Origin of the sequence: Saccharopolyspora sp. ASAGF58 (assembly GCF_012277335.1) — a bacterium.
Lineage (GTDB): Bacteria > Actinomycetota > Actinomycetes > Mycobacteriales > Pseudonocardiaceae > Saccharopolyspora > Saccharopolyspora hattusasensis.
Map to the genome: position 1 here is coordinate 5217940 of NZ_CP040605.1, position 22508 is coordinate 5240447.

Sequence of the window (22508 nt, forward strand, 5' to 3'; positions counted from 1 at the left end):
AATGACGAACGAACCGATCGCTTGCAGCGTACAGGTCGATCGCGTCAACGCTTGTCCTCCACGCGTTGGAAGAGGCGCGGGCGGCTGGCCTCGGATCGCACTGGCGGTCGTCACGTCGTCACCGCCTCACGCTGCAGGCTGGTGTCCGAGTCGGCCTTCCACTCAGACATGACCAAGGCGGCGAGGAACGAAATCACACTGGCTCCGGTCATGAGGAGCGCGATGGAGACCCAGCTCCCGCTCCGCCCGTGCAGGTAGACAGCGAGCAGGGGCGCCTGTGACGTCGCCAGGGTGCCGAGCGTGTATCCGACGGCCAGACCCGTGTAGCGAACCCTGGTCGGAAAGATCAGCGAGTAGAAGGCGGGCATGGCGCCGTAATTGGCGCAGTAGGGGATGAACAGCATGATGAAGCTGGCGAACAAGAGCGCGGTGCTTCCGGACCCGATCATAGGGAACCACAGCCAAGGAAGCGCGCCCATGCCCACAACGCCTGCCAGGAACAGCGGCTTTCGTCCAATCTTGTCGGAAAGCCAGCCGAAGAAAGGAATCCCGATGGTCGCGGTGATCGTCGCCACCAGGATGGCACGGAGAACGATGCTCTTGTCGAGGTGGAGCTCCTCGGTGCTGTAAGAGATCGAGAAGATCGTAACCACGTAGAAGACCGTGCCGATCGATAAGTAGGACAGCGCCATGAGCACCACAAGGCGCGCATGAGTAGTCAGGACCGCGGCGATCGGCAACCTTGCAACCTGGCCGGCGTTCTTGACCTGCGTGAACTCTGGGCTCTCGTCGAGACTGATCCGGATGATGAGGCCGAACACCACAAGTACGCCGCTGATGAGGAATGGGATGCGCCACCCGTACGACTCGAAATCCTGCTCAGACATGTTGGCGAGTCCCAGGAACACGAGGTTGGCGAGCATCAGGCCCCAGGCAGACCCGGTGTTGACGATGGAGCTGATGAACCCGCGGCGCGTGGTCGGCGCGTGCTCGACGCTCATCAGGACGGCACCGCTGTACTCCCCGCCGAGTGAGAAGCCCTGGACGAAGCGGAGGATCACAAGCAGGATGGGCGCAAGCGTGCCTACCTTTTCGTAGGTGGGCAGCAGACCGATCAAGAACGTGGCACCACCCATCAACGTCAGCGTCACCACGAGGAGCGTCTTGCGGCCGATGCGGTCGCCGAAGTGACCGAACACTGCCGCCCCGACCGGCCGGGCCACAAACGCGATGGAGAAAGTAGACAGTGACAGCACGGTCCCGACCACGGGGTCGTGGTTGGGGAAGAACAATTTATCGAAGATCAGTGCCGCGGCGATCCCGTAGATGAAGAACTCGTACCACTCGATCGTGGTGCCGATCAGACTTGAAATGACGACCCGTTTGGGCTGCCGGTGTCGATCGGCCAGCGGGCGCTGCACCTGCGCCATGGTGTCCTCCTGTGGCTGCAATGAGGATCGGAGCGCCGGGAAGTAACAAGGAGGCTCAGCAACCCTCTAGTGAACAACTTGTTTGTTCGAGGAAATCAGTATGTGTGCTGCATCGAGGGTCGTCAACCCCTGTCGCAACGTGCCGACGGCTCGGGCGAAGGGAGCCTCTTCGCCCGGGGGTAGGTGCGGGAGGTCGTCACCCGCTGGAGGAAGCCAATTTGGGCGCAATGGTCTCGGTGCCCCTGCGCGCGCCTGCATCGCCCTTACGAGGGGTAGCAACCCGACGACGCGGGGCGGAGCCGACGAGGTCGAACTCGGTCTCGAGCCGATACATCGCGACGACACGAGCCCATGACAAGTGCGGCGTGCCCGTTGTCGTTGTCGCTCTGGCGGTGATCAAGCTTGTGCAGGCTCTTGGCGATGGGCCAGTCCTCCAACGACACCTTTCCCCGCTGAGTCACATGTGGTGGCGTTCATGTCCGGCAGTTGCAGGCATTCGTCTTGGCTGCGGGCAGTCGAGGGAACGAAGACTTAGAGGAGTGTGGCCACGCGGACTAGATCGGCGAGTGCTAGGGAGCGGCTGTGGGGCGGCCAGGCAATGACTGTCGTCACGTCCGGCGCGTCTAAAACCGGCACGGCGGCGAGGCCTTCGAGCAGGTTGGCGCGACTGGATTCGGGCATGACCACGGTGGTGCGGCCAAGTGCGATCAGTTGGAAGAGTTGCGTCTGGTTGCGTACTTCCACGCCGGGGCCATCTGGATAGACGCCGTCGGGGCCGGGCCAGCGGGCAAGCGGGAGGTCCGACAGTGAGCTGACATCTGCCATCCGTACATGGGGCTCGCTGGCGAGCGGATGCGAGGTCGGAAGAATGGCGACTTGTTGCTCGGTGTTCAGAATTTCGATGTCGAGTTCGGCCGTCGGGTCGAAGGGCTGATGCAACAGCGCCACGTCGGCCCGGCCGTCATGCAGCGTTTGCTGGGGCTGGGATTCGCAGAGCAGCAGGTCGACGGCGACGGCTCCGGGCTCGGCGGCGTACGCGTCAAGCAACTTTGCCAGCAGTTCACCTGAGGCACCGGCCTTGGCAGCCAGGACGAGCGAGGGCTGGCTCGTCGCGGCACGCTGGGTGCGTCGCTCGGCTGCTGCCAGCGCGCCGAGGATCGCCCGGCCTTCGGCCAGCAGCACCGACCCGGCGTCAGTGAGCGAGACTTTGCGGCTGGTGCGTTTCAGCAACACGACTCCGAGCCGCTGCTCGAGCTGGGCAATCGTCCGCGACAGCGGCGGCTGGGCGATGCCCAGGCGCTCGGCGGCACGGCCGAAGTGCAACTCCTCGGCGACCGCAACGAAGTATCGCAACTCCCGCTTCTCCACCCGTTGAGCCTACCGCTGATTCATATCAGCTGGGTATCGGTGTGCGACCTAGATGGTGTTGGTTCTCCGCCGGTTTCCGGCCACGCTGGAAAGCATGAGCGAACAGACGATTGCGCTGGTCACCGGCGCAAACAAGGGAATCGGATACGAGATCGCGGCCGGGCTGGGCGCGCTGGGGTGGAGCGTCGGAATCGGGGCACGGGACCACCAGCGCCGGGAGGATGCCGTGGCGAAATTGCGTGCGGACGGCGTCGATGCGTTCGCGGTATCCCTGGACGTGACCGACGACGCGAGCGTCGCGGCTGCTGCCGCTCTGCTCGAGGAGCGCGCTGGCCGGCTCGATGTGCTGGTTAACAACGCCGGCATCGCCGGGGCATGGCCGGAGGAGCCCTCGACCGTCACGCCGGCGAGCATCCGGGCGGTGGTTGAGACCAACGTGATCGGCGTCGTTCGGGTCACCAACGCGATGCTGCCGTTGCTACGCCGCTCCGAGCGCCCGCGGATCGTCAACCAGTCCAGCCACGTCGCTTCCCTGACCTTGCAAACCACGCCGGGCGTCGACCTCGGCGGGATCAGCGGAGCCTACTCACCGTCGAAGACGTTCCTCAACGCGATCACCATCCAGTACGCCAAGGAACTCAGCGATACCAACATCAAAATCAACAACGCCTGCCCCGGCTACGTCGCGACCGACCTTAACGGCTTCCACGGAACCAGCACCCCAGCAGACGGCGCCAGGATCGCCATTCGGCTCGCCACGCTGCCAGACGACGGCCCGACCGGAGGCATGTTCGACGACGCCGGGCATGTGCCCTGGTGAGGCGCACAGTCGGCGACGATGCAAACGACGTTGGAGAAGCTCGATGTGGCGCACGACTGCTATGACTGGGCTATTCGACGTCGAGAATGATCGGCCTGGTGACCCCCTTGACCGTGAGGTGTCCGGTCACCTTGAAGATCGTTTCGTCAACGCGTTCGACGGTGATGCTACGAAACGACAGTTCGGGGAAGCTGGCCATGTCGAAGAAGTCGTTGCTGCGCAGGCGTTCGTCGCGCTGCGCTAGCCCCGTCCTCCGCACATGGGCATAGGTGGATTGATCGGCCGGGCCTGTGTCTTCCCGATCAGGGGCTCTGACAGGGTGTTCGGTCGTGGATCAACGTGAACGGCGACGGGCCCGGTACGTCGGTGCGAGCATCGAGAAGCAGTTGGCCGCGTTGCCCGTGATCGCTGATTACTGTCGCCGTCTGGACCTGGCCGACATTATCGACCGGGCCTGCCCGGTACGGGATCTTGCCCATCTGCCCCACGGGCAGGTGATCGAAGCACTGGTCGCCAACCGGTTGACCTCACCGGCACCGCTGGTCCGGGTGACCGAGTGGGCACGCGAACACGCAGTGGAAGAAGTCTTCGGCGCCGACCCCGAACTGCTCAACGATGACCGGATCGGCCGCGCGCTGGACGCGATCGCTCCCGAGCTCGATCGGATCGTGGGATCCGTTGGCGCTCAGGTGGTGTGTCCGGGCCGGTGACGGGGAACGCCGGCGAGTGCCGGGGAGGACGCCGGGGGAGGCTGGCGAGAATTCGCGGGGGGTCAAGCGGCGGAAGGTCTTCACCGTCGAAGGCGAGCAAGGCAAACAAGCCCTGGACCGCTGGACCTCCTGGGCCCGGCGCTGCCAGATCCCCACCTTCATTGACCTCGCTAATAAGATCACCGTAAACGCTGGGTGACGCGGGTGAACACGCCGGCCGGGGTGCGTCCGCCGTGCTGCTCGAGACCGAGTTGTCCCCCTTGAGTGTCTGGTTGACCGACTCGATCCACTGGCGTATTCCGCCGAGGTTGCCGTTGCGGTAGGTCTCGTCCTTGCGGTCCGGGCGCAGCAGACGCAGGGCCATCGCCTCAGTGAGTTTCTTGAAGTCCTTGCCGGAGAAGCCCTTGTCGGCCAGCAGGACTTGGCCGTCACGGATCAGAGGGTGGTTGTGGTCGAGCAAGGCCGCCAGCACTTCACGTTCGCCGATCTTGGGGTTGGCCAGGCACCACATGACCGGCATCCCGTCCCCGGTGCACACCAGAGAGAGCTTCAGGCCCCAGTACCAGCGGGAATGTGTCGCACAGTAGCGGTAGCCGGCGTGTCCCGCGAGATCGGAACGCTTGACGGTCTCGCGGGACATGCCGCACGGAACGGGCGTGGCGTCGGTGATCACAGGTCGTCGAACCAGGATGGACAGCACGCGGCCAGTGTGATAATCGCTTTGCATAGCAATGGTTCCGCGTTCCTCAAACGCTTGTTGTATCCGGACTGCTATGGCAGATAAGGGAACAGGGCACGCCATTGCTGATCATTGTGGTTATGCCGAATCCAGCGAGGCTCATCGTGATATCGCAACAGCACTTGGGCAACCGCCAAGGTCAGCAGCTCACTGTCAGCGAGCAAGGGGCGGCGGCCGCGTCCCGTGCGGGGCGGGACAACGTGATCGTAGATCAGCAGGTGGAGTGCGGGCAGGAGGGTGCCCGTGAGTGCTTTTCGGTGCTATGGCGCCCAAAATCACTCACGGCCAGGTGGCGACCTTCGCCGCGGTGGCGCCGCAACGGGTCGCGGGTCTGTTTCTCGTGGACACCAGGGCTGTCGCCGACAACGACGAGCAGCGTGCCCACCGCCTCAAGGTCGCGGATCGAGCGGAACGCGAGGGCACCGGCGGCCGGCTCGCGGAGAGCACCCTGCCGAACCTGCTGGGAAGCACGACGCACGAACGACGGCCAGAGGTCGTCGCCAGCGTCCGAGTCCCTGTGCGGGCGGGAACAACGTGGTCGTCGACGAGCACGTAGAGTGCAGTCAGGAGGGTGTTTAGTTCTTTATTCACACATTGATCTTGAACACCTTTCTCCGTAGCTATTCAGCTGTCTAGTTGATCTTGTGGTTGGCATCCTGGATGCGAGGTGTGGTCTGGGGTCTGGGATGATCTTTGGGTGCCGGGTCCGGTCGCTTGAAGCGTTGGTCGAGCAGTTGCTCGCGCGCGTGGCTGAGCTTGAAGCGGCGGTGGCGCAACGGGATCAGCGTGTGGCTGAGTTGGAGGCCGCGCTGGTTCTACGGGATGAGCGGATCGCGGAACTGGAGCGCCAGGCGAGGGCGGATTCGTCGAACTCGTCTCGTCCACCGTCATCGGATCCGCCGTGGGAGAAGAAGGCCGCGAAGAAGCGGTCGTCGCGGTCGAGGTCGGGGTCGGGGCGTAAGCCCGGGAAGCAGCCGGGTTCGTCGTCGGTGTCGCGGGGCTTGTCCGATGATCTGGATGCGGTGTTCGAGGTTGCTCCGAAGCGATGGTGTCACCGCCCCGCCACCGACGGTGACGGAGTACCAGGTGGTGTCGCGTCGCTGCGGTGGCTGCGGGCATGTCAGCAAACCGACCGCCACCGATGTGCCCCGCGAGATCACACCCGAGACCACCACGGACGGCACGGACGGCACGGACGGCACGGACGGCGAGTGTCGAGGCGAGCCCGGTGTGGCTTGTAAACCGGGTGAGGGCACGCAATCCGCCGTTGCCGGTGGGTCGGGTGAGGGCGCCGATCCGGGTGTGGCGCTGGTGTTACGTCAGGGTTCTCCGGTGCGGATCGGGCCGTATGTCACCGCGTTGGCCGCTTTGTTGACGTCAGGGAGCGGCAGGAGCTGGACGGTGGGCCCTATTCGTAATATGAAGCTCGATGAAACTCGGAATCACTAATCTGATCGATCCGCACCTGCTGCCTCTCGTTGAAGCGTCTCGCGCCTTCTACGCGAATCGCGTGGCTGGTCGGGGCCCACGCAGCTGGGAGGAGCTTCGCGCGGTCCGAGCCGATCTCGCCGCGCCCGCCCCGTCGCAACCACCGGCTGTTGAGGAGGTCGTCGACGCCGGTGGCCGTAGCGTTCCACTGCGGATTCACACTCCTGTGGACACGCCACCGAAGGGCGTCCTCCTAGAAATCCACGGCGGCGGCTTTTACATGGGGTCGGCCGCTGGCAGCGACATCCGCAACCGCCAGCTCGCGGACGCACTCGGCGTAGCGGTCGCGAGCGTGGATTACCGACTGGCTCCTGAACACCCGTGGCCGGCCGCACCCGACGACTGCGAAACCGCAGCGCTCTGGATCGCGGAGCACGCAGAGGGCCGCTTTGGCACAACCAAGCTCGCCATCAGCGGCTTCTCGGCCGGTGCAACGCTGGCAATCACCACGCTTCTCCGCTTGCGGGACCGGGGGATTTCCGCAGTCGATACCGCCGTGCTGCAGTTCGGAACCTACGACCTCAGCGCACAAACGCCCGCCGGACGCCTGATCTCCGATGAATACTTCCTCAAGGCTTATACGGGGGCCGCATCCGACCGAACGCATCCGGACCTCTCCCCGATCTACGCCGACCTCGCTGGCCTGCCTCCGGTCCTGATGGTTATCGGCGATGCAGACATTTTGCTTCAGGACAACCTGGCCATGGCCGCGCGCCTGGCAGCAGCTGGTGTCCACGTCGATCTCCGCCTCTATCCTGACTCCCCTCATGGATTCACGGCCCACCCAACTCCGATGGCGCGGGCAGCGCTGGACGACATCGAGGCATGGCTCAACGGCTATCTCGGCTCGCCGTAGTACTTCGCAGTGACCCATGGCTGGGACCTCAGGCTCGGGCACCACGCCGCCGTCCCGAACTGGGGAAGGGCAGATATTCCAACCTTGCGCAATTCTCCCGATCCTCAAGATCGGCATGCCCGGGTTCCGGTCTTCGTCGAGCGGACCGGACTGCGCCCGGTCCGCTGACGTCCACGTCCGAGCGGGCCGGGTTCAGTGGCGGTGCGGGTTCAGCGCGCGCTGGTGTTCGAGGAACCGTGCCCGGGGTGGCGGCCGTGAACGACCCGTCGGCCGGGTCAAGGTAGCCCCATCCGGCCATGCTGGGACCGCAGACCATCAGGGTGAGCGTGCGGCCCGGGTCGACCACGGCCGCGCGGATTCGCGACACGACGGCGGCAGGCGTTCACGAGACGATCGTTTTCCGAATTGGGACAAGGCAAGCGCCGGTGGGTGCGGGCGACGCGCATGCCTCTATCCGGGTGAATGTGCTCGCTCTGAGACAACGACGTCTCCGATCCGGGCAGTGTGTGCGGGGACCGGAACGGCCCGGGCACCAATCGGACGAGAGGGAAATGCCAATGAGATTCACCCGACGGGCAGCGCGAAACGGGGTCGCCGTCGCTGCCGCGGTGGCACTGGCGACCACCGGTGCCGTGGCCGCACCGCAGGCCTCTGCCGTTGAGGCCTGCAGAGCCAACGGTCTGTGTCTGTACTACAACACCGGATTCACCGACATGCACTTCGTGACCGAGAGAACCGGAGCCGGTTGTTGGGGTCTCAACGCTTTTGGGCTCGATGAGCACGTCAACTCTTACGTCAACAACCTGCCCGTGACCGTGTATATGCGGCGTGTCAACTGGGATATCGCTTGGTCTATCCGCCCTGGTGGCAGCAGTTCGAACAGCACACCATTCGTGGGCGAGGCCTACGTCTGCACCTAGCGAGGAGCCGCTTCAGTCGGAAATCGCTGGGGTGGCCTGCTGCCGTGTGGGTCACCCCCAGTGCCGAACAGGCCCGTGAGTGGTTTTCGGCGCTATAGCACCCAAAACCACTCACGGTCTCTCCAACGTTACCCGCTTGCCGTTGGCCGTCGCGGTGCCGTAGACGTAGCGCGCGATCGGGGTCGATCCGACGAAGCTGACGGGCTTCACGTCGGCGTTCTCGAGCAGCTCGTCAACCGTGGACTCATCGTCCTGCAGCACATTGAACACCCCGGCGGGCAGCCTGGCCTCGGCACACAGCTGCGCCAGCCACAGTGACGCCGACGGGTCCTTCTCGCTCGGCTTGACCACTACCGGTGTTGTCGGCCGGGATCGTCACCGGGAAGAACCACATCGGCACCATGGCCGGGAAGTTGTTTTCAGGGAGGTTTCCTCACTGCTGTGCCTATACCTCAGAAATCTGAGGAGAAGCCACAGAAGTCTTGTAACAAGACTCAGTGCTGTGTACTGTCATCGCAAATGAACGGAGGGGCATGGTCAAATCGGCGTTGGGAGCGACCGCCAGGGCGCAAGGCACCGAAAGCGTCGGGGCGCGGTTGCGGGAGCGCAGGCTTGCGCTCCGCCTGACCCTGCGGCAGGTGGCCGACAGGGCCGGCCTGTCCGAGGGCTTCGTGTCCCAGCTGGAACGGGGCGTACATTCGGGCAGCATCGCGACCCTGCAGAAGATAACCGCGGTGCTCGGACTGGACGTGGGTGACGTGTTCACCTGGGACCGCTCGCCGGCGGTGCTCAGGTTCACCGACCAGCAGGGCTTCGCCTTCGGGGAGTCCGGTCGCAAGGTGCGGCTGACCCCGAAGCAGTTCCACCATCTCGAGGCGTTCCTCGGCGTGTTCGAGGCGGGCGGTTCGACCGGCGTCGAGCCCTACAGTCACGGCGACTCCGAGGAGCTGCTGTTCGTGGTCTCCGGTGAGGTGGAGGTGACGGTCGGGGCGGCCGTGCACCACCTGTCGGCGCTGGACTCCATCACTTACTCCAGTAGCGAACCCCACCGTGTTAAGGAAAGCGCTGGGGGCACGGCGACGGTGCTGTGGGCGATGGCGCCCCCGAGCTACTGAACCCGTACTGTCCACAAAGGAGGGCACATTGCGCATCGGCGTCGAATGCGGCGGAACGTTCACCGATCTAGCGGTACTGGATGACGACGGCGTCCTCCGCGCGACCGGCAAGGTCTTCTCCACCCCGTCGAGCCCGGACCAGGCTGTGACCACCGGTCTCACCGGCCTGGACCCACAGTTGCGTGAGGAGGCGGTCCTGCTCCACGGCTCGACGGTCGCGACCAATGCACTGATCGAGCGCAAGGGCGCGCGGGTCGGCCTGGTCGTCACCCGCGGGTTCCGGGACGTGCTCGAGCTGCAGCGGCAGGACCGCACGAGCATGTACGACCTGAGCTACCGCAAACCGGAACCACTCGTGCCGCGCGAGCGGGTCGTAGAGGTGACCGAACGGCTCGACCGCTCCGGCGCTGTGCTGGAGCCGCTGGACGAGGACAGCGTGCGCGGTGCACTGTCCACGTTGGCCGAGTCCGGAGTGGACGCTGTCGCAGTGAGCCTGCTGCACTCCTACGCCGCCCCGGCGCACGAACGGCGCATCGCCGAGATCGCGGCCGCGGAGTTCCCGGAGCTCGTGGTGTCGCTCTCCAGTGACTGCGCCCGGGAGTTCCGCGAGTACGAGCGCACCACGACGACGACGATCGACGCGTTCCTGCGGCCGCGCATTTCCCGGTATCTGTCTGATTTGGAGGATTCCGCGCGCGAGCTCGGCGTGTCCGAGCTGCATGTCATGCAGTCCAACGGCGGCATGGTGCCGGCACGGGCCGCGGGCTCGGCGCCGCTGAGCATGCTGCGTTCGGGCCCGGCGGCCGGTGTCGCCGGGGCGATCGCGGTGGCGCAGAACGCCGGTATCGGCGGCATCGTCACCATGGACATGGGCGGCACCAGCACGGACGTCGCCGTGGTGCACGACGGCAGGCCTGAGCTGACCACCGAGGTCGTGGCGGACGGGCTGCCGGTGCGGGTGCCGATGGTCGACATCACCGCCGTCGGCGCCGGAGGCGGAAGCCTGGTCGCGATCGACAGCGGCGGGCTGCTCACCGTCGGCCCTCGTTCGGCGGGCGCCGACCCCGGCCCGGTCTGCTACGGCCGCGGCGGCACCCAGCCGACGGTGACCGATGCGAACGTCGTCCGCGGCCTGCTGCGCCCGGAGACCTTCCTCGGCGGACGGCACACCCTGCATACCGAAGCCGCCCGAGAATCCTTGCGCCCCTTGGCAGAACAGCTCGGCCGCTCGATCGAGCAGCTCGCCGAGGACGCGTTCCGGCTAGCGAGCGTGGCGATGGCCGGCGCGATCCGCGTCACCACCACCGAACGTGGGCACGATGTCGAGTCCTACACCCTCGTCGCCTACGGCGGCGCGGGCCCGCTGCATGCCGCGACGGTCGCCGAAGACCTCGGGATGGGCCGCGTGATCATCCCGCCGCACGCCGGGCTGGCCTCGGCGTACGGACTGCTGACCGCGGGCTTCCGCCGGGAGTTCTCGTTCACCCAGCTGACCGATCTCGACGCACTGCCGCCGGAAGGGCTCGCCCCGGCGCTGGACAACCTGCGCGCCACGGCCGAAGAGCACCTGCGAGAGCAGGCGATCCCGCGGCACGACGCGACTTTCGCTTTCTCCGCGGACATGCGTTACCGCGGCCAGGGCTTCGAGATGCCGGTCGACCTGCCCAACGCGGGGGCGACGACGGCCGAGGAGTTCGCCGAAGCCTTCCACCGCGCGCACGACCGCCGGTACGGCCATGCCGAAAGCGGCCGCGCCGTGCAGGTGGTCACCGTACGGCTGACGGTCACCCGGCCGCGGCCCGCGCTGGTACTGCCCAAAGTGGATATCGACCCGGCGCAGCCGGTGGCCGTGCAGCCGATCATCGAAGGGGGAGTCGCCCTCGACGCCACCTTCCGCTCCCGCCGCAGCCTCGCTATCGGCACCAAACAAGCCGGCCCCGCAGTGCTGGAGGACGGTACCTCCACCACGTTCGTGCCGACCGGCTGGACCGCGCACGTCGACGAGCACACCAACCTCGTCCTGGAACGGAGCTGACCATGCGACTGTCCCCCAGCCAGCTCAGCGTAATCAAGTCCGGGCTGGACGCCATCGGCCGCGAGATGGCGGTCAACCTGCGCCGCTCCGCCACCTCCTCGATCGTCCGCGAGGCCAGGGACTTCTCCGTCGCGCTGACCGATGCGCGCGGTGAGGTGGTGGCGCAGGCCGAATGCATCCCGATCATGACCGCCGGGATCGCCCTCGCCCTGCGCGGCATCGCCGGGCACGTCGACCTCGATGGCCTCACCGAGGACGACGCGCTGCTGATGAACGACCCGTACCAGGGCGGCCAGCACCTGCAGGACATCTACCTGCTCACCCCGATCTTTGTGAACGGTGAGCTGATCGGCTTCGGCGCCTCGACCGCACACCACGTGGATATCGGCGGCTCACACGCCGGGCTGTCAGCGCACGCCACGGAGCTGTACCAGGAGGGCCTGCGGCTGCCACTGTCGCGGTTCTCGGTTTCGCGGGACTTCAACGACCCCAACGGTTTCGTGCGGCAGGTTATCGCCGCGAACGTCCGGGTGCCGGACGCGGTGATCGGTGACCTGCAGGCACAGTTCGCCGCCAACGCCACCGCGACGCGCCGGCTCGCCGAGCTGGTCGCCCGCCACGGCCGCGACGAGGTGCTGCAGGCGATGGCGGATGTCAAGGACTACGCGGAAAAGCGCGTGCGAGCCGCCATCGAGTCCATTCCGGACGGTACGTACGAGGCCACCGAGAGGTTCGACGCCTCGCCGTGGGATGGTGGCACGGCGGAGATCATCGCGCGCGTGACGGTCGAGGGCAGCACGATCGACGTGGACTTCACCGGCAGCGCCGAACAGATCCTCGGCAACGTCAACTGCCCCTTCGCGTCAACGGTTTCCTCGGTGCAGTCGGCGGTGCGCTGCATGCTCGACTCGCCCGACATCGGCTTCAACGAGGGCTGCAACCGCCCGATCACCGTGTCCGCACCCTACGGTTCGGTGCTCAACCCGCGCCCGCCCGCGGCGGTGCGCGCCCGGCTCACCCCGGCGTCCCGGGTGTTCAACGCGGTGATCCGCGCGCTGGGACAGGCGTTGCCGGAGCGTGCGGTCGCCACCGGGTTCGACACCACCACAGCGATCGCGGTCAGCAAGAGTGGCCACGACGGTTACCAGGTGGCGCTGGAGATCCTCGGCGGAGGCTGGGGCGCCTGCGCCGAGCACGGCGGCCCGGACGGGCTGGACAACCCGATCTCCAACTGCGCCAACGCTCCCGTCGAGGCGCTGGAGACCGACTTCGACCACTTCCGCATCGCGGAGTACGCGCTCGTCGAGGGCTCCGGCGGCAGCGGCTCCCACACCGGCGGTCGCGGTATCCGGCGCACCTACGTCGCGACCGCCGACGGTGTCTCGGTGGCCGGTTACGCCGACCGGCACACCGTCGGCGCTGAGGGGATCAACGGCGGCGAGCCCGGGGGCACCGGGCACTTCGCGATCCACCGCGCCGACGGCACGGTGACCGAACTCCCCTGTGTGTACGAGGAAACCCTGAACGCCGGCGATAGGATCGTCATCACCACCGGTGGTGGCGGCGGCTACGGCGCCCCGGAGCAAGAGGTAACCGCATGAGCACCCGCACCGCTGCCACACCGGCAGGCCGCATCGCCGCCGCGTCGTTCGTCGGCACCGCCATCGAGTGGTACGACTATTTCATCTACGGCACCGCGTCCGCGCTGGTGTTCAACGAGGTGTTCTTCCCAGACAACGATCCGCTCGTGGGCACCCTGCTCTCGTTCGCCACGCTCGCGGTCGGGTTCATCGTGCGGCCACTGGGCGCCATCGTGTTCGGACACTTCGGCGACCGGTGGGGCCGCAAGAGCACGCTGGTGGTCACGCTGCTGGCGATGGGGATCGCGACCTTCCTCATCGGTGTGCTGCCCACCTACGCCACCCTCGGTGTGGCCGCGCCGATCCTGCTCGTCGTGCTGCGCCTGATCCAGGGCCTGGCGGTCGGCGGGGAATGGGGCGGCGCGGTGCTGATCGCGACCGAGAACGCGCCCGAGCGCAAGAAGACGCTCTACGGTTCCTTCGCCCAGTTCGGCAGCCCCGGTGGCCTGCTGATGGCGACCGTGATGTTCACCGTGCTAAGCAACACGGTCAGCGTGGACAGCATGCAGAGCTGGGCGTGGCGGGTGCCGTTCCTGCTTTCGGCGCTGCTGGTTCCGCTGGGCCTGTTCATCCGGCTCAAGATCGCCGAGACCCCGGAGTACGCGAAGGCCGCCGAACACCACGAGCAGGCGAGAGTGCCGTTCCTGCGGGTGCTGACCAAGGAGTTCCGCCCGGCGCTGGTCGGCACGCTCTCGTTCACCGGGGTGTTCCTGACCTACTACCTGCTCACGTCCTTCGTGCTCACCTACGCCACGAAGACGCTGCAGATGCCGACCTCGATTACGTTGCCCGCCAACCTGATCGCGGCCATCGTCGAAGGCGCGTTCATCTACGTGGGTGTGCTGCTCGCGAAGCGCATGACGGCCCGGAGCGTCGCGATCGTTTCGGCGTTTGGTCTGCTGGTGTGGGCGGCTCCGGCGTTCGCGCTCATGCACACCAGGGAACCGTTCCTGCTGTACGTCGCGGTCGGGGTGGCGATGGTGTTCGTCGGCGCTTCCTACGGGGTGCTCGCCGGCGAGGTGGCCGAGCTGTTCACCCGCGAGGTCCGTTACACTGGCACCAGCCTGTGCTACCACCTCGCCGGGATGATCGGTGGTGGGTTCGGCCCGATCATCGCCACGTACCTGTTGTCGCGCACCGGTTCTTCGTGGCCGGTGGCGATGCTGACCGCAGTGGTCTCGCTGCTCATGGCGCTGGCCTGTTTCGCCCTGCCCAAGCGGGAATCCATGCGCGGGCAGTTGCCGGCGAAAGCGGAGGCGAGCGCGTGAGCTACCGCAATGGCGAAGTGTCGCACCGGCTCGCCGGAACCCGTCCCGTAAATCCTGGACCCCCGGCACCGGACCATCCGAAGTGGAACTTCTTCGGGGTCCTTGGCCTCAGTAGACGGCGCGACCGCCGCTGAGGTCGAAGCACTGCGCGGTGGAGTACGAGGACTCCGCCGACAGCAGCCAGGCGATCAATGAGGCGGTTTCCTCCGGCGTGGCCGGGCGCCCCATTGGGGTGCGGCGCATCCGGTCGGCGTTGTGCTCGGCGCCGAACGAGTAGAACAGGTCGGTGCCCACCGGTCCCGGTGCGATGGCGTTGACCGTCACCCCCGACGTGGCCAGCTCCTTGCCCACACTCTTCACCAATGCCACCAGGCCCGCCTTCGACGCGGCGTAGGCGTGCTCGAGCGCGTTGGCCTCCTTAGCGGCGATCGATGCCAATGCCATGATCCGGCCCCACCCTGCCTTCTCCAGCCGAGGCAGGATCGCCTTGACGCCCAGGAAGCAGCCGGTGAGGTTGATGTCGAGCACGGTCCGCCAGTCGGCCTCCTCGAGATCCGCGGTCGGCACGAGTGGCTGGGCGACGCCGTGGCACAGGACGAGACCGTCGCCTGCGCCGATCTCGTCCGCGTAGGCCAGCACGTCCGCCCAGCCTTGAGGATCCCGGACATCCAGCGGGAGGTTGTGCTGGCGTTCATGGCCGTCGTCGCATGGCGGACGGACGTCGGTCGCTAGGACCGTGCCGCCCTCGGCGAGGACGCGTTCGGTCACCGCCCTGCCGATCCCACCACCGGCCCCGGTCACCACGAACCCCTTGCCGGCGAACCGGCCCGTCCACACCGCGGCATCCGGCACTTGTTTTCCTGCCTCGAGGTTTCGCTCGCCCGAGGGGCGCTGACCGGCAGCGGAATCCGGGCTCGTGTGGGGAACGTTCACATCTCCTCCTGAGAAGACTTCAGTGGATTAGCCGCAGATGCGGTGGAATGGCGCCTCGTAGGCCAGGGCGTAGCTGCGTCAGCCCGAGTCGGCGAAGACGTCGGCGCGCTCCTTGCCGTCGATAGCGTGGTACTGCGAGAATCCTGATCAACCGATCCTAAGGTTATTTAACGAATCTTAGGCGCAATACATTAGGTGGCTGATGTCCTTAGCTTGTGAGGGATTTCGGTGTGGTGGTCGTCTGGTTCGGATGGTCGGCCGTGGTCATGGCCACCGGCAAGGTGAGGTCGAATCGCGCATGCCGGAAGGGGACCCCCACCCCGTACCACGCGGCGACGTCAGCATCGTTCTCCTCGGTGAACTCCACGATCAAGCTTCGCTTCACGGCGAACACCGCGTCAGAGTCGATATAGGGACTGTCGGCCACGAAGATGTGCGTCGTGAGTGGCTCATGTCCGTCGGCGGACACGAGGAAGTGGATATGCGCCGGGCGATACGGATGGCGTCCGGTGTGGTCGAGCAAGGAGCCCACCGGACCGTCAGTCGGAATCGGATAGTGGCTCGGCACAACGGTGCGGAACCAGAAGCGCCCGTCATCATCGGTGGTGAACAGGCCACGGCCGTTCCCCGCCGGCTGCGCATCGGGCACCTGCACGTCGTAGAAGCCGCGCTCGTCGGCCTGCCATACGTCCACGCCCGCGCCGGCCAGCGGGGAGCCGCCCATCGACAGCACCCGTCCCGTCACCACGCACGGCATGCCGGTGCCCACCAGGTCGATACTGTCGCCCAGCTCGCGCTGCGGCGACTCCGTCATGTGGAACGGCCCAAGGACGGTGGACTCCGTCGCCTCGGGAGCGGCCTCGTCCTTGATGGTCTCCATCAGCATCGACACACCCAGGACGTCCGACAGAAGGATGAATTCCTGGCGGGTCTCATCACACGTCTGCCCCGTTCTGGTCAGGAAGTCGATTGCGCTCTCCCATTCGTGCGAGGTCGGCTCGACCTCCCGAACGAACGTATGCAGGTGTTCTACGAGGCTGGTCATGATCTGACGGAGCCTCGGGTCCGGCGTCATGGCGAAGGCCTTGAGCACGGCCTGGGTCAAGGTCTCGTCGGTGAAGTCGGCGTTGCTGGTCGTCTCCATCTTCATGTCACGCTGTCCTCGGGGTGCCACTGGCGAGGGGCGTACCCGGTCGGGGAGACCCGGCCAGCCACTCCTGCCCCTCCCGGTAGAGCAGCTTGACCGCCTGGCCGCGGAGCCCCGGCAAACCGTTCATTACCTGGTGCCCCAATGCGGTCTGCAGGTAGGCAAGGTGTCGGTATCCCACGGGAAATGTCCGGAGGAGCTCGTCGTCCAGCTTGAGATCCGCCGCTGGGTCAACCGGGTCCATCCTGTCGATCTCGTAGATGGGCTGTCGACGGACCATTCCCCACCGCCCGTCGCGGCAATCCAGAAAGTCATAGAACCGGCCTGTGCAGGTGACATCAACGACGGTTCCGTCGATCGGGCCACGCTGCTGGATCTTCATCTTCGTCTGCGCGATAGCGCGCTCACCGGTCACCTGGCAGGTGAAGCCGCCGAGGAAATGCAGGATGCTGACGCCGTTCTCGAACCCCTCGCGGCTTGCCCTGACGAATTCTGTTGCCGGTCCCTGGAACCAGGTCGCGGTCATCCAGCCGTCGTCGTGCCAGACCGAACGGAAGCCGCCCCAATCGCCAGCGTCACGAAACAAGGCCCAGTCCTCGACCAACTGGCGAATGCGCGCTACGTGGTTCGATTCCCCGGTGGTCATGCTCGGGTTCCTTTCTCTGTCGTTATCAGTGGTCAGGCGACGGCCCATACGTTGAGGCCCGTCGCACGGCCTACCTGATCGCCCGTGTTTTCAAGGCTCGATCACGAGAGGGGAGGATGTCGATGGCAGGTTACCGCCGGGCGGAAACCGGCGCGGATAGGTCTGCAAGTCGGCGCCCGACGCTGAGCGCCGCAGTGCGTACCGCCGGGGCGAATCGCTCCACGTCAGAGGAGGAATGGGCCACGATCGCGAGCGAGGCCAGGAGCTGAGCATTGACGCCGAAGATCGGCGCTGCTACCGATGCGGCGCCCATCGTCATCTCCTCGCGGGAGTAGGCCACGTGGTCTGCCCGTACGCGTCGCAGCGTCTCGGCCAGCCGCCCGGGCATCGTGATCGTGTGCGGTGTGCACCTCTCCAAGCCGTCCTCGACCACAAGGTGGAGTAGCTCGGGCTCGGAGAACGCCAAGATGATCTTGCCGACACCGGTGGCGTGCAACGGGAGCCGCCCGGCGACCTTGGTCACGGTATCGACCGAGCGCGTCCCGCCGATTTTGTCCAAGTACAGGGCCTTCTTGCCGTCCCGGATGGCCAGTTGCACGTTTTCATGCGTGGCGGCGTAGAGGTCTTCCATGAACGGCAAGGCGACGGCGCGCAGGTCTCGCTGTTGAGGAGCGAGTGAGCCGATCCGCCAGAGCCGGAGGCCGACCTGGTAATGACCGTCTGACGTCCGTTCCAGGGCGCCCCACTCGACCAGCTCGCCGAGGAGGCGATGCGCGGTCGATGCTGGGAGCTCGCTGGCCTCGGCGATCTCGCTGAGGGTCAGCACGGGTTGCGCGGCTGAGAACACCCCGAGTACGGCGAGCAGGCGGCTCGCCGATGTGCGGCCGACCTCTCGTGTATTGCCGCCCATGCACTCGCCTCCGTTGATCAGCCCAGGAGTTCGGTCAACCAGCCCCCAGCCCACCAATTATCGCCGCCGGAAGTGCGAGCGGCGTTCCGGCTTCCGGCCGGCTGGCGCACCACGCTGCGGTCACCTGGGGTCTGCCCCCTCCCAGGCGTCGCGCAACAGGTAGGTCAAACGATCCCGGGTGACGGTCGTGGAGTTGGTGTCGGGGACGACGGGCAGTATCACATCCACCGCATCGGAGATCTGGTTCTCGCGGAATCCGTGGTCGCGCAACGCGCGCGGAGCCCCCAGCCGATGGCGCAACTCCTGGAGACCACGCACAGCCGTGTCCCCACCCAGGGCGCCGGCGATGCGCTCTTCAGCCTCCGGTGCGTTCGGCGCGTTCAGCGCGAGCACGTGGGGCAGCACGACTGCGTGGGTGAGCGCATGCGGGAGATCGTAGCGACCACCCAGGACGTGACAGATCTTGTGGTGAAGCCCTGAGCCGGCCGATGCGAACGCAACCGCGGCAAGATAGGCGCCGTACAGCGTCTCCTCGCGACCCGCTAGCGATTCCGGGGCGGACACGATCTTCGGAAGTCCGGCGGCGAGTGCGTGGATCGCCTCGGTAGCAAGTGCTCGGTTGATCGGGTCGGTGCGAGGCGCCCACATGGAGTCGACGCAGTGCGCGAGCGCGTTCAGGCCGCTTACGACGCTGAGGTCCACCGGCAGGCCGGTCATCAACGCCGCGTCATACACGATGGCCCGTGGGAGGACACGCGTATCGACGCCCGTCGTCTTGGTTCCCCCCTCGGTGAGTCCCCAGACGCTGGTGGCCTCCGAGCCGGCGTACGTCGTGGGGACCGCGACGATCGGTAGGCCGGTGGTCAGCGCGACGGCCTTGGCCAGGCCGGTCGTCGACCCCCCGCCAACGCAGACGATTGCGTCCACTCGGTGGTCGTTCGCCGCGGATCGCGCGCGTGCGGCGACCTCCACCGGCACATGCATCCGAACGTCTTGATGGACGAGGGCCACCGGGATATCCGCGGAAACCGTCCTCGCCAGTGTCGTCTCTGACGGCGCGGCGATCACCATCACCTGGTCGGCACCGAGCAGCTTGATTTCCGCGGCCACGCCATCGGCCGACTCGCCGGTGCCGAACCTGACCCGTTGACCAAGGGTCTCGTGGATGAAGCGCATTTCGGTCATGGAGTCCCCTTCTGACGACCTGCCGATGTCCGCGCGGTCAGTTGGCCAGCAGCTCCTGGACGGCAACGGTGCGGCCCTCCCGTGCCGACATCTCCGTTGCGAGAGTGGCGGCCAGAGTACGCAGGCCGTCTTCCGCGCTGCACAACGGCGCCACCTTGCCATGGGCGACTTCCGCGAAGTGATTGAGCTGGTTGTGATAGGCGTTGCTTCGCCCGGTATCGAGAATCTTGCGCGTCAGCGGGTCGCGCCAGTCACCCCCGGGTTCGTGGGACCACAGCTCCATCGCAGGCACTGCGAGCGATGCCTTGGTGCCACCGATGCAGTAGCAGTTAGCGGGCGTGTGGGGAAAATACGGGGCCTGCCCCGACGCCATGTCCCACACCCAAGGCGACGGGACCGTGTCGCTGAGCGTCATCGATCCCACGGCCCCCGATGCGAACCGCATCAGCACGGCACCGGAATCCTCGACGTCGAACTGCCGGACCCGGTTCGACATCACGGCGTGAACGCTCTCAATGTCGCCGAACAGATACCGGAAGCAGTCGATGTCGTGGGTCAGGTTGATGAGGATTGGGCCGCCACCGGCATGTCGCCGCCACGACACGTCGAAGTAGTCATCGTGCTTCTTCACGAACCACATGCCGTTGACTGCGACGACATCCCCCAACGCTCCCTCTTCGATGCACGCACGGGCGCGTTGGATGTCGGGGCTGTGCCGGCGCTGGTATCCAACCAGGATCGGCACGCCGGTCTGGTTCGAGACTCGCGAGATCTCGACCGCAGACCGCAGATCGGCGGCAATAGGCTTCTCGACCAGTGCGGGTACGCCGCGCTGCATGGCAGCGATGGCCGCGGGCGCATGGAGCACGTTCGGTAGCGCGATGACCACCGCCTCCGGTTTCGCTGTATCCAGCATCGTTTCGTAGTCAACGAAGCGCGGCACGCGGTACCGGTCACTGACCTCTTCAGCGTGCTGACTCGGATCGGCGATGCCGACGAGTTCGGCTGCGGTCGACTCGGTGATGAACCGGGCGTGTTCCCGCCCGATGAGACCAGCGCCCATGACGGCGATGCGAATCGGAGGCATTTCACTCACTCTCCATACCGACCAGGAAGTGCTTGATCGCCTTGAAGACCCGCTCGGCGAACGCCTGTACGCCGAACCGTTGGATCTCGATGACCAACGGCGTCTCGACGCTGATCGGGAGACCATCGGGCATCGCTCGCACCAGTTTCTCGAGCGGAAGTTCGCCCGTACCCGGAAGCAGCCTCATCGCGCGTGCCTCGAACTGAAGCGGACTTCCGCCCGTGCTCTGGTTCATCGGAGCCACCAGGCCATCGGGTATCTCCGTCGGCGGCTCGAGCGGTGCGTCGCACAGCTGAAAAAACGGGAGTTTACTCGCAGGAAGTTGGGCGAGCTCCTCGAACTTTCCACCGAAGCGGAAGAAGTGCAGCGAATCAATCAACATCGCGGTGTTGTCGTGCACAGCGCTGACCTCGGCCGCAGCGCGAATGCTATTCACTCCTCGATAGGTAATCGGCTCGACGACAGGCGTGATCCCGAACGACTGTGCCACCTCCGCGAGCTCACCGAAGGTCTCAGTGAAGTGGCTGCGCTCGCAGCCACCGTCGACGACCGCGCAGTGAGTCGCTCCCAGCTCGGCGCCGCTCTCCAGTGCGAGCAGGAAGTCGGACGCCTTGGTATCCGGATGCAACGCGAACACGTCGATGTCGACGACTCCGACCGGGGAGTCAAGGAGCCGTCGGACGGTCTCTTTGAGCATCGGCGAGCCGGGCAGCATCGGGTACACAGTCTCCCCAGGCACCGACGGAGAGACGCGAAGGCCGACGAAGTCGAAGCCCACTGACTCCGCGAGCCCGACCAACTCAGGAGGGCTCACCTCCACCAGCGTCAGCGGGGCAAGACCCACCTTACGGTCGTTGATCATCGGAGCTCCTGCACTTCTTCCGTTTGCTTCTTCTCGCGGTCGTGCGGGTGGAAGCTGACACCAAGGGTCTCCCGGCTACGAATGGCGCAGACGATGCCGAGGACGTAGACCAGGGCCAGCAGGAACGTGAGACTCCACGTGGTGCCCGTCGCCTCCAGCGCGTACGCGGCGATGAGCGGCGCCGGTGCGCCGGCAACGAGATTCGTCAAGGTGTATGTGGCCGCGTGGCCCGAATACCGCGTCGCCGTCGGGAAGGGCTCGGCGATGAAGGCGCCCCACGCACCGAAACCGAGCCAGTGGACACCAACAGTCAAAAGCATCCCCACCAGCATCAGCGGCCACGACATGGTGTCGAGCAGCGGGAAGTACACGCAGATGCCAACCAGGCCGACGCCGAGATCGAGGAAGACGACCGGCTTCCGGCCGATGCGATCGGCCAACCAGCCCCCCACCGGGACCAACGCGACACCGACGGCACTCAACACGAACAACAGCCAGAAGCTGACCTCGCTGCTCATGCCCAGATTCTTGGTGATGTAACTGACCGAGTACGTGTACACGACATAGTTCACCGCCGTGCCCGATGCGCCGATCACGGCCAGTCGCATGATCTCCCGTGGCTGCCGGCGCACGACCTCGAGCATTGGCATCCGGGTCTTCGCGCCGACCTCGACCGCTTGCTTGTAGACCGGCGTCTCGTCGACCCGGCGGCGAATGACGAAGCCAGCAACGGCCATCAGCGCACCGGCCGCGAAGAGGACCCGCCACGCCCAGGACTCGAAGGCTGCTTCTCCCACAACCGCACGCACACAGACGACGCTCAGCGTGATCATGACCTGACCGAGCGGCGACCCCACGTTGACCAAGGAACCCATGAACCCGCGATTACGGGGTTCGGCGTACTCAATCACCATGACCTGCGCCGCGCTGGATTCCCCACCGAGACTGAAACCCTGGACCATACGCAATACCATGAGCAGCACCGGGGCCGCGAGCCCGATGGACTCATACCCCGGCAGCACTGCGATGCCCAGGGACGCTGCTCCCATGAGAGACAACGTGATGACCAGTATCGGCCGGCGCCCGACGCGGTCACCGAAGTTCGCGAACAAAACGGCGCCGAGCGGCCGCGCGGCCAATCCGATGCCAAAGATCGCCAGCGACGCCATCAACCCCGTGGCCGATGAAGAGTCAGGGAAGAACACATGCGGAAACACAAGAGCCGCAAGGATGCCGTACAGGCCGAAGTCGAACCATTCGAGCGTGGTGCCAATACTTGCGCCGACTACGACGTCTCTCAGTGATTTACGATCACGCGCGGTGCGGGTGGGCATATCGAAGCTCCTCAG

At 66.0% G+C, this 22508-nt stretch carries 21 protein-coding genes and 2 pseudogenes; 10 read left to right on the forward strand and 13 right to left on the reverse strand.

Features of this window, described 5'->3' with window-relative positions; translation table 11 throughout:
* Positions 1-110: 110 nt before the first annotated feature.
* Both FDZ84_RS24670 and FDZ84_RS24675 read right to left on the reverse strand, forming a co-directional pair.
* Complete coding sequence (locus tag FDZ84_RS24670; RefSeq protein WP_168587832.1) at positions 111-1430, reverse strand: MFS transporter; 1320 nt, start codon at positions 1428-1430, stop codon at positions 111-113.
* A 531-nt stretch (positions 1431-1961) separates the two neighbouring features.
* Positions 1962-2798 (reverse strand): LysR family transcriptional regulator, encoded by an 837-nt coding sequence (locus tag FDZ84_RS24675; protein WP_168587833.1) that lies wholly within the window; start codon positions 2796-2798, stop codon positions 1962-1964.
* Positions 2799-2892: 94 nt separating this feature from the next.
* On the opposite strand from FDZ84_RS24675, the gene FDZ84_RS24680 reads away from it, so the two are divergent.
* Positions 2893-3618: an SDR family NAD(P)-dependent oxidoreductase gene (locus FDZ84_RS24680; RefSeq protein ID WP_168587834.1), complete on the forward strand. Its 726-nt coding sequence runs from the start codon at positions 2893-2895 to the stop codon at positions 3616-3618.
* Positions 3619-3688: 70 nt separating this feature from the next.
* Here FDZ84_RS24680 and FDZ84_RS24685 read toward each other — a convergent pair whose 3' ends face one another.
* A complete protein-coding gene (locus FDZ84_RS24685) occupies positions 3689-3877 on the reverse strand; it encodes a YceI family protein (RefSeq protein ID WP_168587835.1) in 189 nt (62 codons plus the stop codon).
* A 70-nt stretch (positions 3878-3947) separates the two neighbouring features.
* Here FDZ84_RS24685 and FDZ84_RS24690 point away from each other — a divergent pair, with 70 nt between their 5' ends.
* The gene (locus FDZ84_RS24690) at positions 3948-4328 is read left to right on the forward strand and encodes a DUF4277 domain-containing protein (protein WP_246868396.1); all 381 of its coding nucleotides are present in this window, start codon (positions 3948-3950) and stop codon (positions 4326-4328) included.
* A gap of 331 nt (positions 4329-4659) precedes the next feature.
* Here the strand turns inward: FDZ84_RS24690 and FDZ84_RS40945 are convergent.
* Positions 4660-5130 (reverse strand): annotated as a pseudogene (locus tag FDZ84_RS40945) (transposase); the annotation flags it as partial.
* Positions 5131-5314: 184 nt separating this feature from the next.
* On the opposite strand from FDZ84_RS40945, the gene FDZ84_RS24700 reads away from it, so the two are divergent.
* From FDZ84_RS24700 to FDZ84_RS24710, 4 genes are all read left to right on the forward strand, one after another.
* Positions 5315-5623, forward strand: coding sequence for a hypothetical protein (locus FDZ84_RS24700; protein ID WP_246868397.1), 309 nt, complete (start codon positions 5315-5317; stop codon positions 5621-5623).
* A gap of 130 nt (positions 5624-5753) precedes the next feature.
* Positions 5754-6308, forward strand: coding sequence for a DUF6444 domain-containing protein (locus FDZ84_RS40950; RefSeq protein ID WP_371812669.1), 555 nt, complete (start codon positions 5754-5756; stop codon positions 6306-6308).
* A gap of 188 nt (positions 6309-6496) precedes the next feature.
* On the forward strand, positions 6497-7411 hold the full coding sequence (locus tag FDZ84_RS24705; protein ID WP_168587836.1) for an alpha/beta hydrolase: 915 nt from the start codon (positions 6497-6499) through the stop codon (positions 7409-7411).
* Positions 7412-8019: 608 nt separating this feature from the next.
* Positions 8020-8331 carry a peptidase inhibitor family I36 protein gene (locus tag FDZ84_RS24710; protein ID WP_168587837.1) on the forward strand — a complete coding sequence of 104 codons (312 nt, stop codon included), beginning with the start codon at positions 8020-8022 and terminating at the stop codon, positions 8329-8331.
* 129 nt (positions 8332-8460) lie between these two features.
* Here the strand turns inward: FDZ84_RS24710 and FDZ84_RS24715 are convergent.
* A pseudogene (locus FDZ84_RS24715) lies at positions 8461-8746 on the reverse strand (aldehyde dehydrogenase family protein); the annotation flags it as partial.
* A 118-nt stretch (positions 8747-8864) separates the two neighbouring features.
* Between FDZ84_RS24715 and FDZ84_RS24720 the strand changes: the two are divergent.
* The 4 genes from FDZ84_RS24720 to FDZ84_RS24735 are packed head-to-tail and all read left to right on the forward strand — an operon-like array spanning position 8865 to position 14389.
* The gene (locus tag FDZ84_RS24720) at positions 8865-9446 is read left to right on the forward strand and encodes a helix-turn-helix domain-containing protein (RefSeq protein WP_168587838.1); all 582 of its coding nucleotides are present in this window, start codon (positions 8865-8867) and stop codon (positions 9444-9446) included.
* A gap of 28 nt (positions 9447-9474) precedes the next feature.
* A complete protein-coding gene (locus FDZ84_RS24725; protein ID WP_168587839.1) occupies positions 9475-11481 on the forward strand; it encodes a hydantoinase/oxoprolinase family protein in 2007 nt (668 codons plus the stop codon).
* A 2-nt stretch (positions 11482-11483) separates the two neighbouring features.
* Positions 11484-13082, forward strand: coding sequence for a hydantoinase B/oxoprolinase family protein (locus FDZ84_RS24730; RefSeq protein ID WP_168587840.1), 1599 nt, complete (start codon positions 11484-11486; stop codon positions 13080-13082).
* A complete protein-coding gene (locus FDZ84_RS24735) occupies positions 13079-14389 on the forward strand; it encodes an MFS transporter (protein WP_168587841.1) in 1311 nt (436 codons plus the stop codon). Before FDZ84_RS24730 ends, FDZ84_RS24735 begins: the two co-directional genes overlap by 4 nt.
* A gap of 108 nt (positions 14390-14497) precedes the next feature.
* Here the strand turns inward: FDZ84_RS24735 and FDZ84_RS24740 are convergent, their stop codons facing one another.
* The 8 genes from FDZ84_RS24740 to FDZ84_RS24775 all read right to left on the reverse strand — a co-directional run bounded on the left by FDZ84_RS24740 (position 14498) and on the right by FDZ84_RS24775 (position 22493).
* Positions 14498-15322, reverse strand: coding sequence for an SDR family NAD(P)-dependent oxidoreductase (locus FDZ84_RS24740; RefSeq protein WP_168587842.1), 825 nt, complete (start codon positions 15320-15322; stop codon positions 14498-14500).
* A 208-nt stretch (positions 15323-15530) separates the two neighbouring features.
* The gene (locus tag FDZ84_RS24745; protein ID WP_371812670.1) at positions 15531-16472 is read right to left on the reverse strand and encodes a dioxygenase; all 942 of its coding nucleotides are present in this window, start codon (positions 16470-16472) and stop codon (positions 15531-15533) included.
* A gap of 1 nt (position 16473) precedes the next feature.
* Entirely contained in the window at positions 16474-17115 is a 642-nt protein-coding gene (locus tag FDZ84_RS24750; RefSeq protein ID WP_168587843.1) for a nuclear transport factor 2 family protein, read from the reverse strand.
* Positions 17116-17245: 130 nt separating this feature from the next.
* Positions 17246-18025 carry an IclR family transcriptional regulator gene (locus FDZ84_RS24755; protein ID WP_168587844.1) on the reverse strand — a complete coding sequence of 260 codons (780 nt, stop codon included), beginning with the start codon at positions 18023-18025 and terminating at the stop codon, positions 17246-17248.
* A 120-nt stretch (positions 18026-18145) separates the two neighbouring features.
* Positions 18146-19210: a maleylacetate reductase gene (locus FDZ84_RS24760; protein ID WP_246868398.1), complete on the reverse strand. Its 1065-nt coding sequence runs from the start codon at positions 19208-19210 to the stop codon at positions 18146-18148.
* 37 nt (positions 19211-19247) lie between these two features.
* Positions 19248-20297, reverse strand: coding sequence for a Gfo/Idh/MocA family protein (locus FDZ84_RS24765; RefSeq protein WP_168587845.1), 1050 nt, complete (start codon positions 20295-20297; stop codon positions 19248-19250).
* A gap of 1 nt (position 20298) precedes the next feature.
* Positions 20299-21159, reverse strand: coding sequence for a sugar phosphate isomerase/epimerase (locus tag FDZ84_RS24770; protein WP_210435093.1), 861 nt, complete (start codon positions 21157-21159; stop codon positions 20299-20301).
* Complete coding sequence (locus FDZ84_RS24775; RefSeq protein WP_168587847.1) at positions 21156-22493, reverse strand: MFS transporter; 1338 nt, start codon at positions 22491-22493, stop codon at positions 21156-21158. Before FDZ84_RS24775 ends, FDZ84_RS24770 begins: the two co-directional genes overlap by 4 nt.
* Positions 22494-22508: the final 15 nt, after the last annotated feature.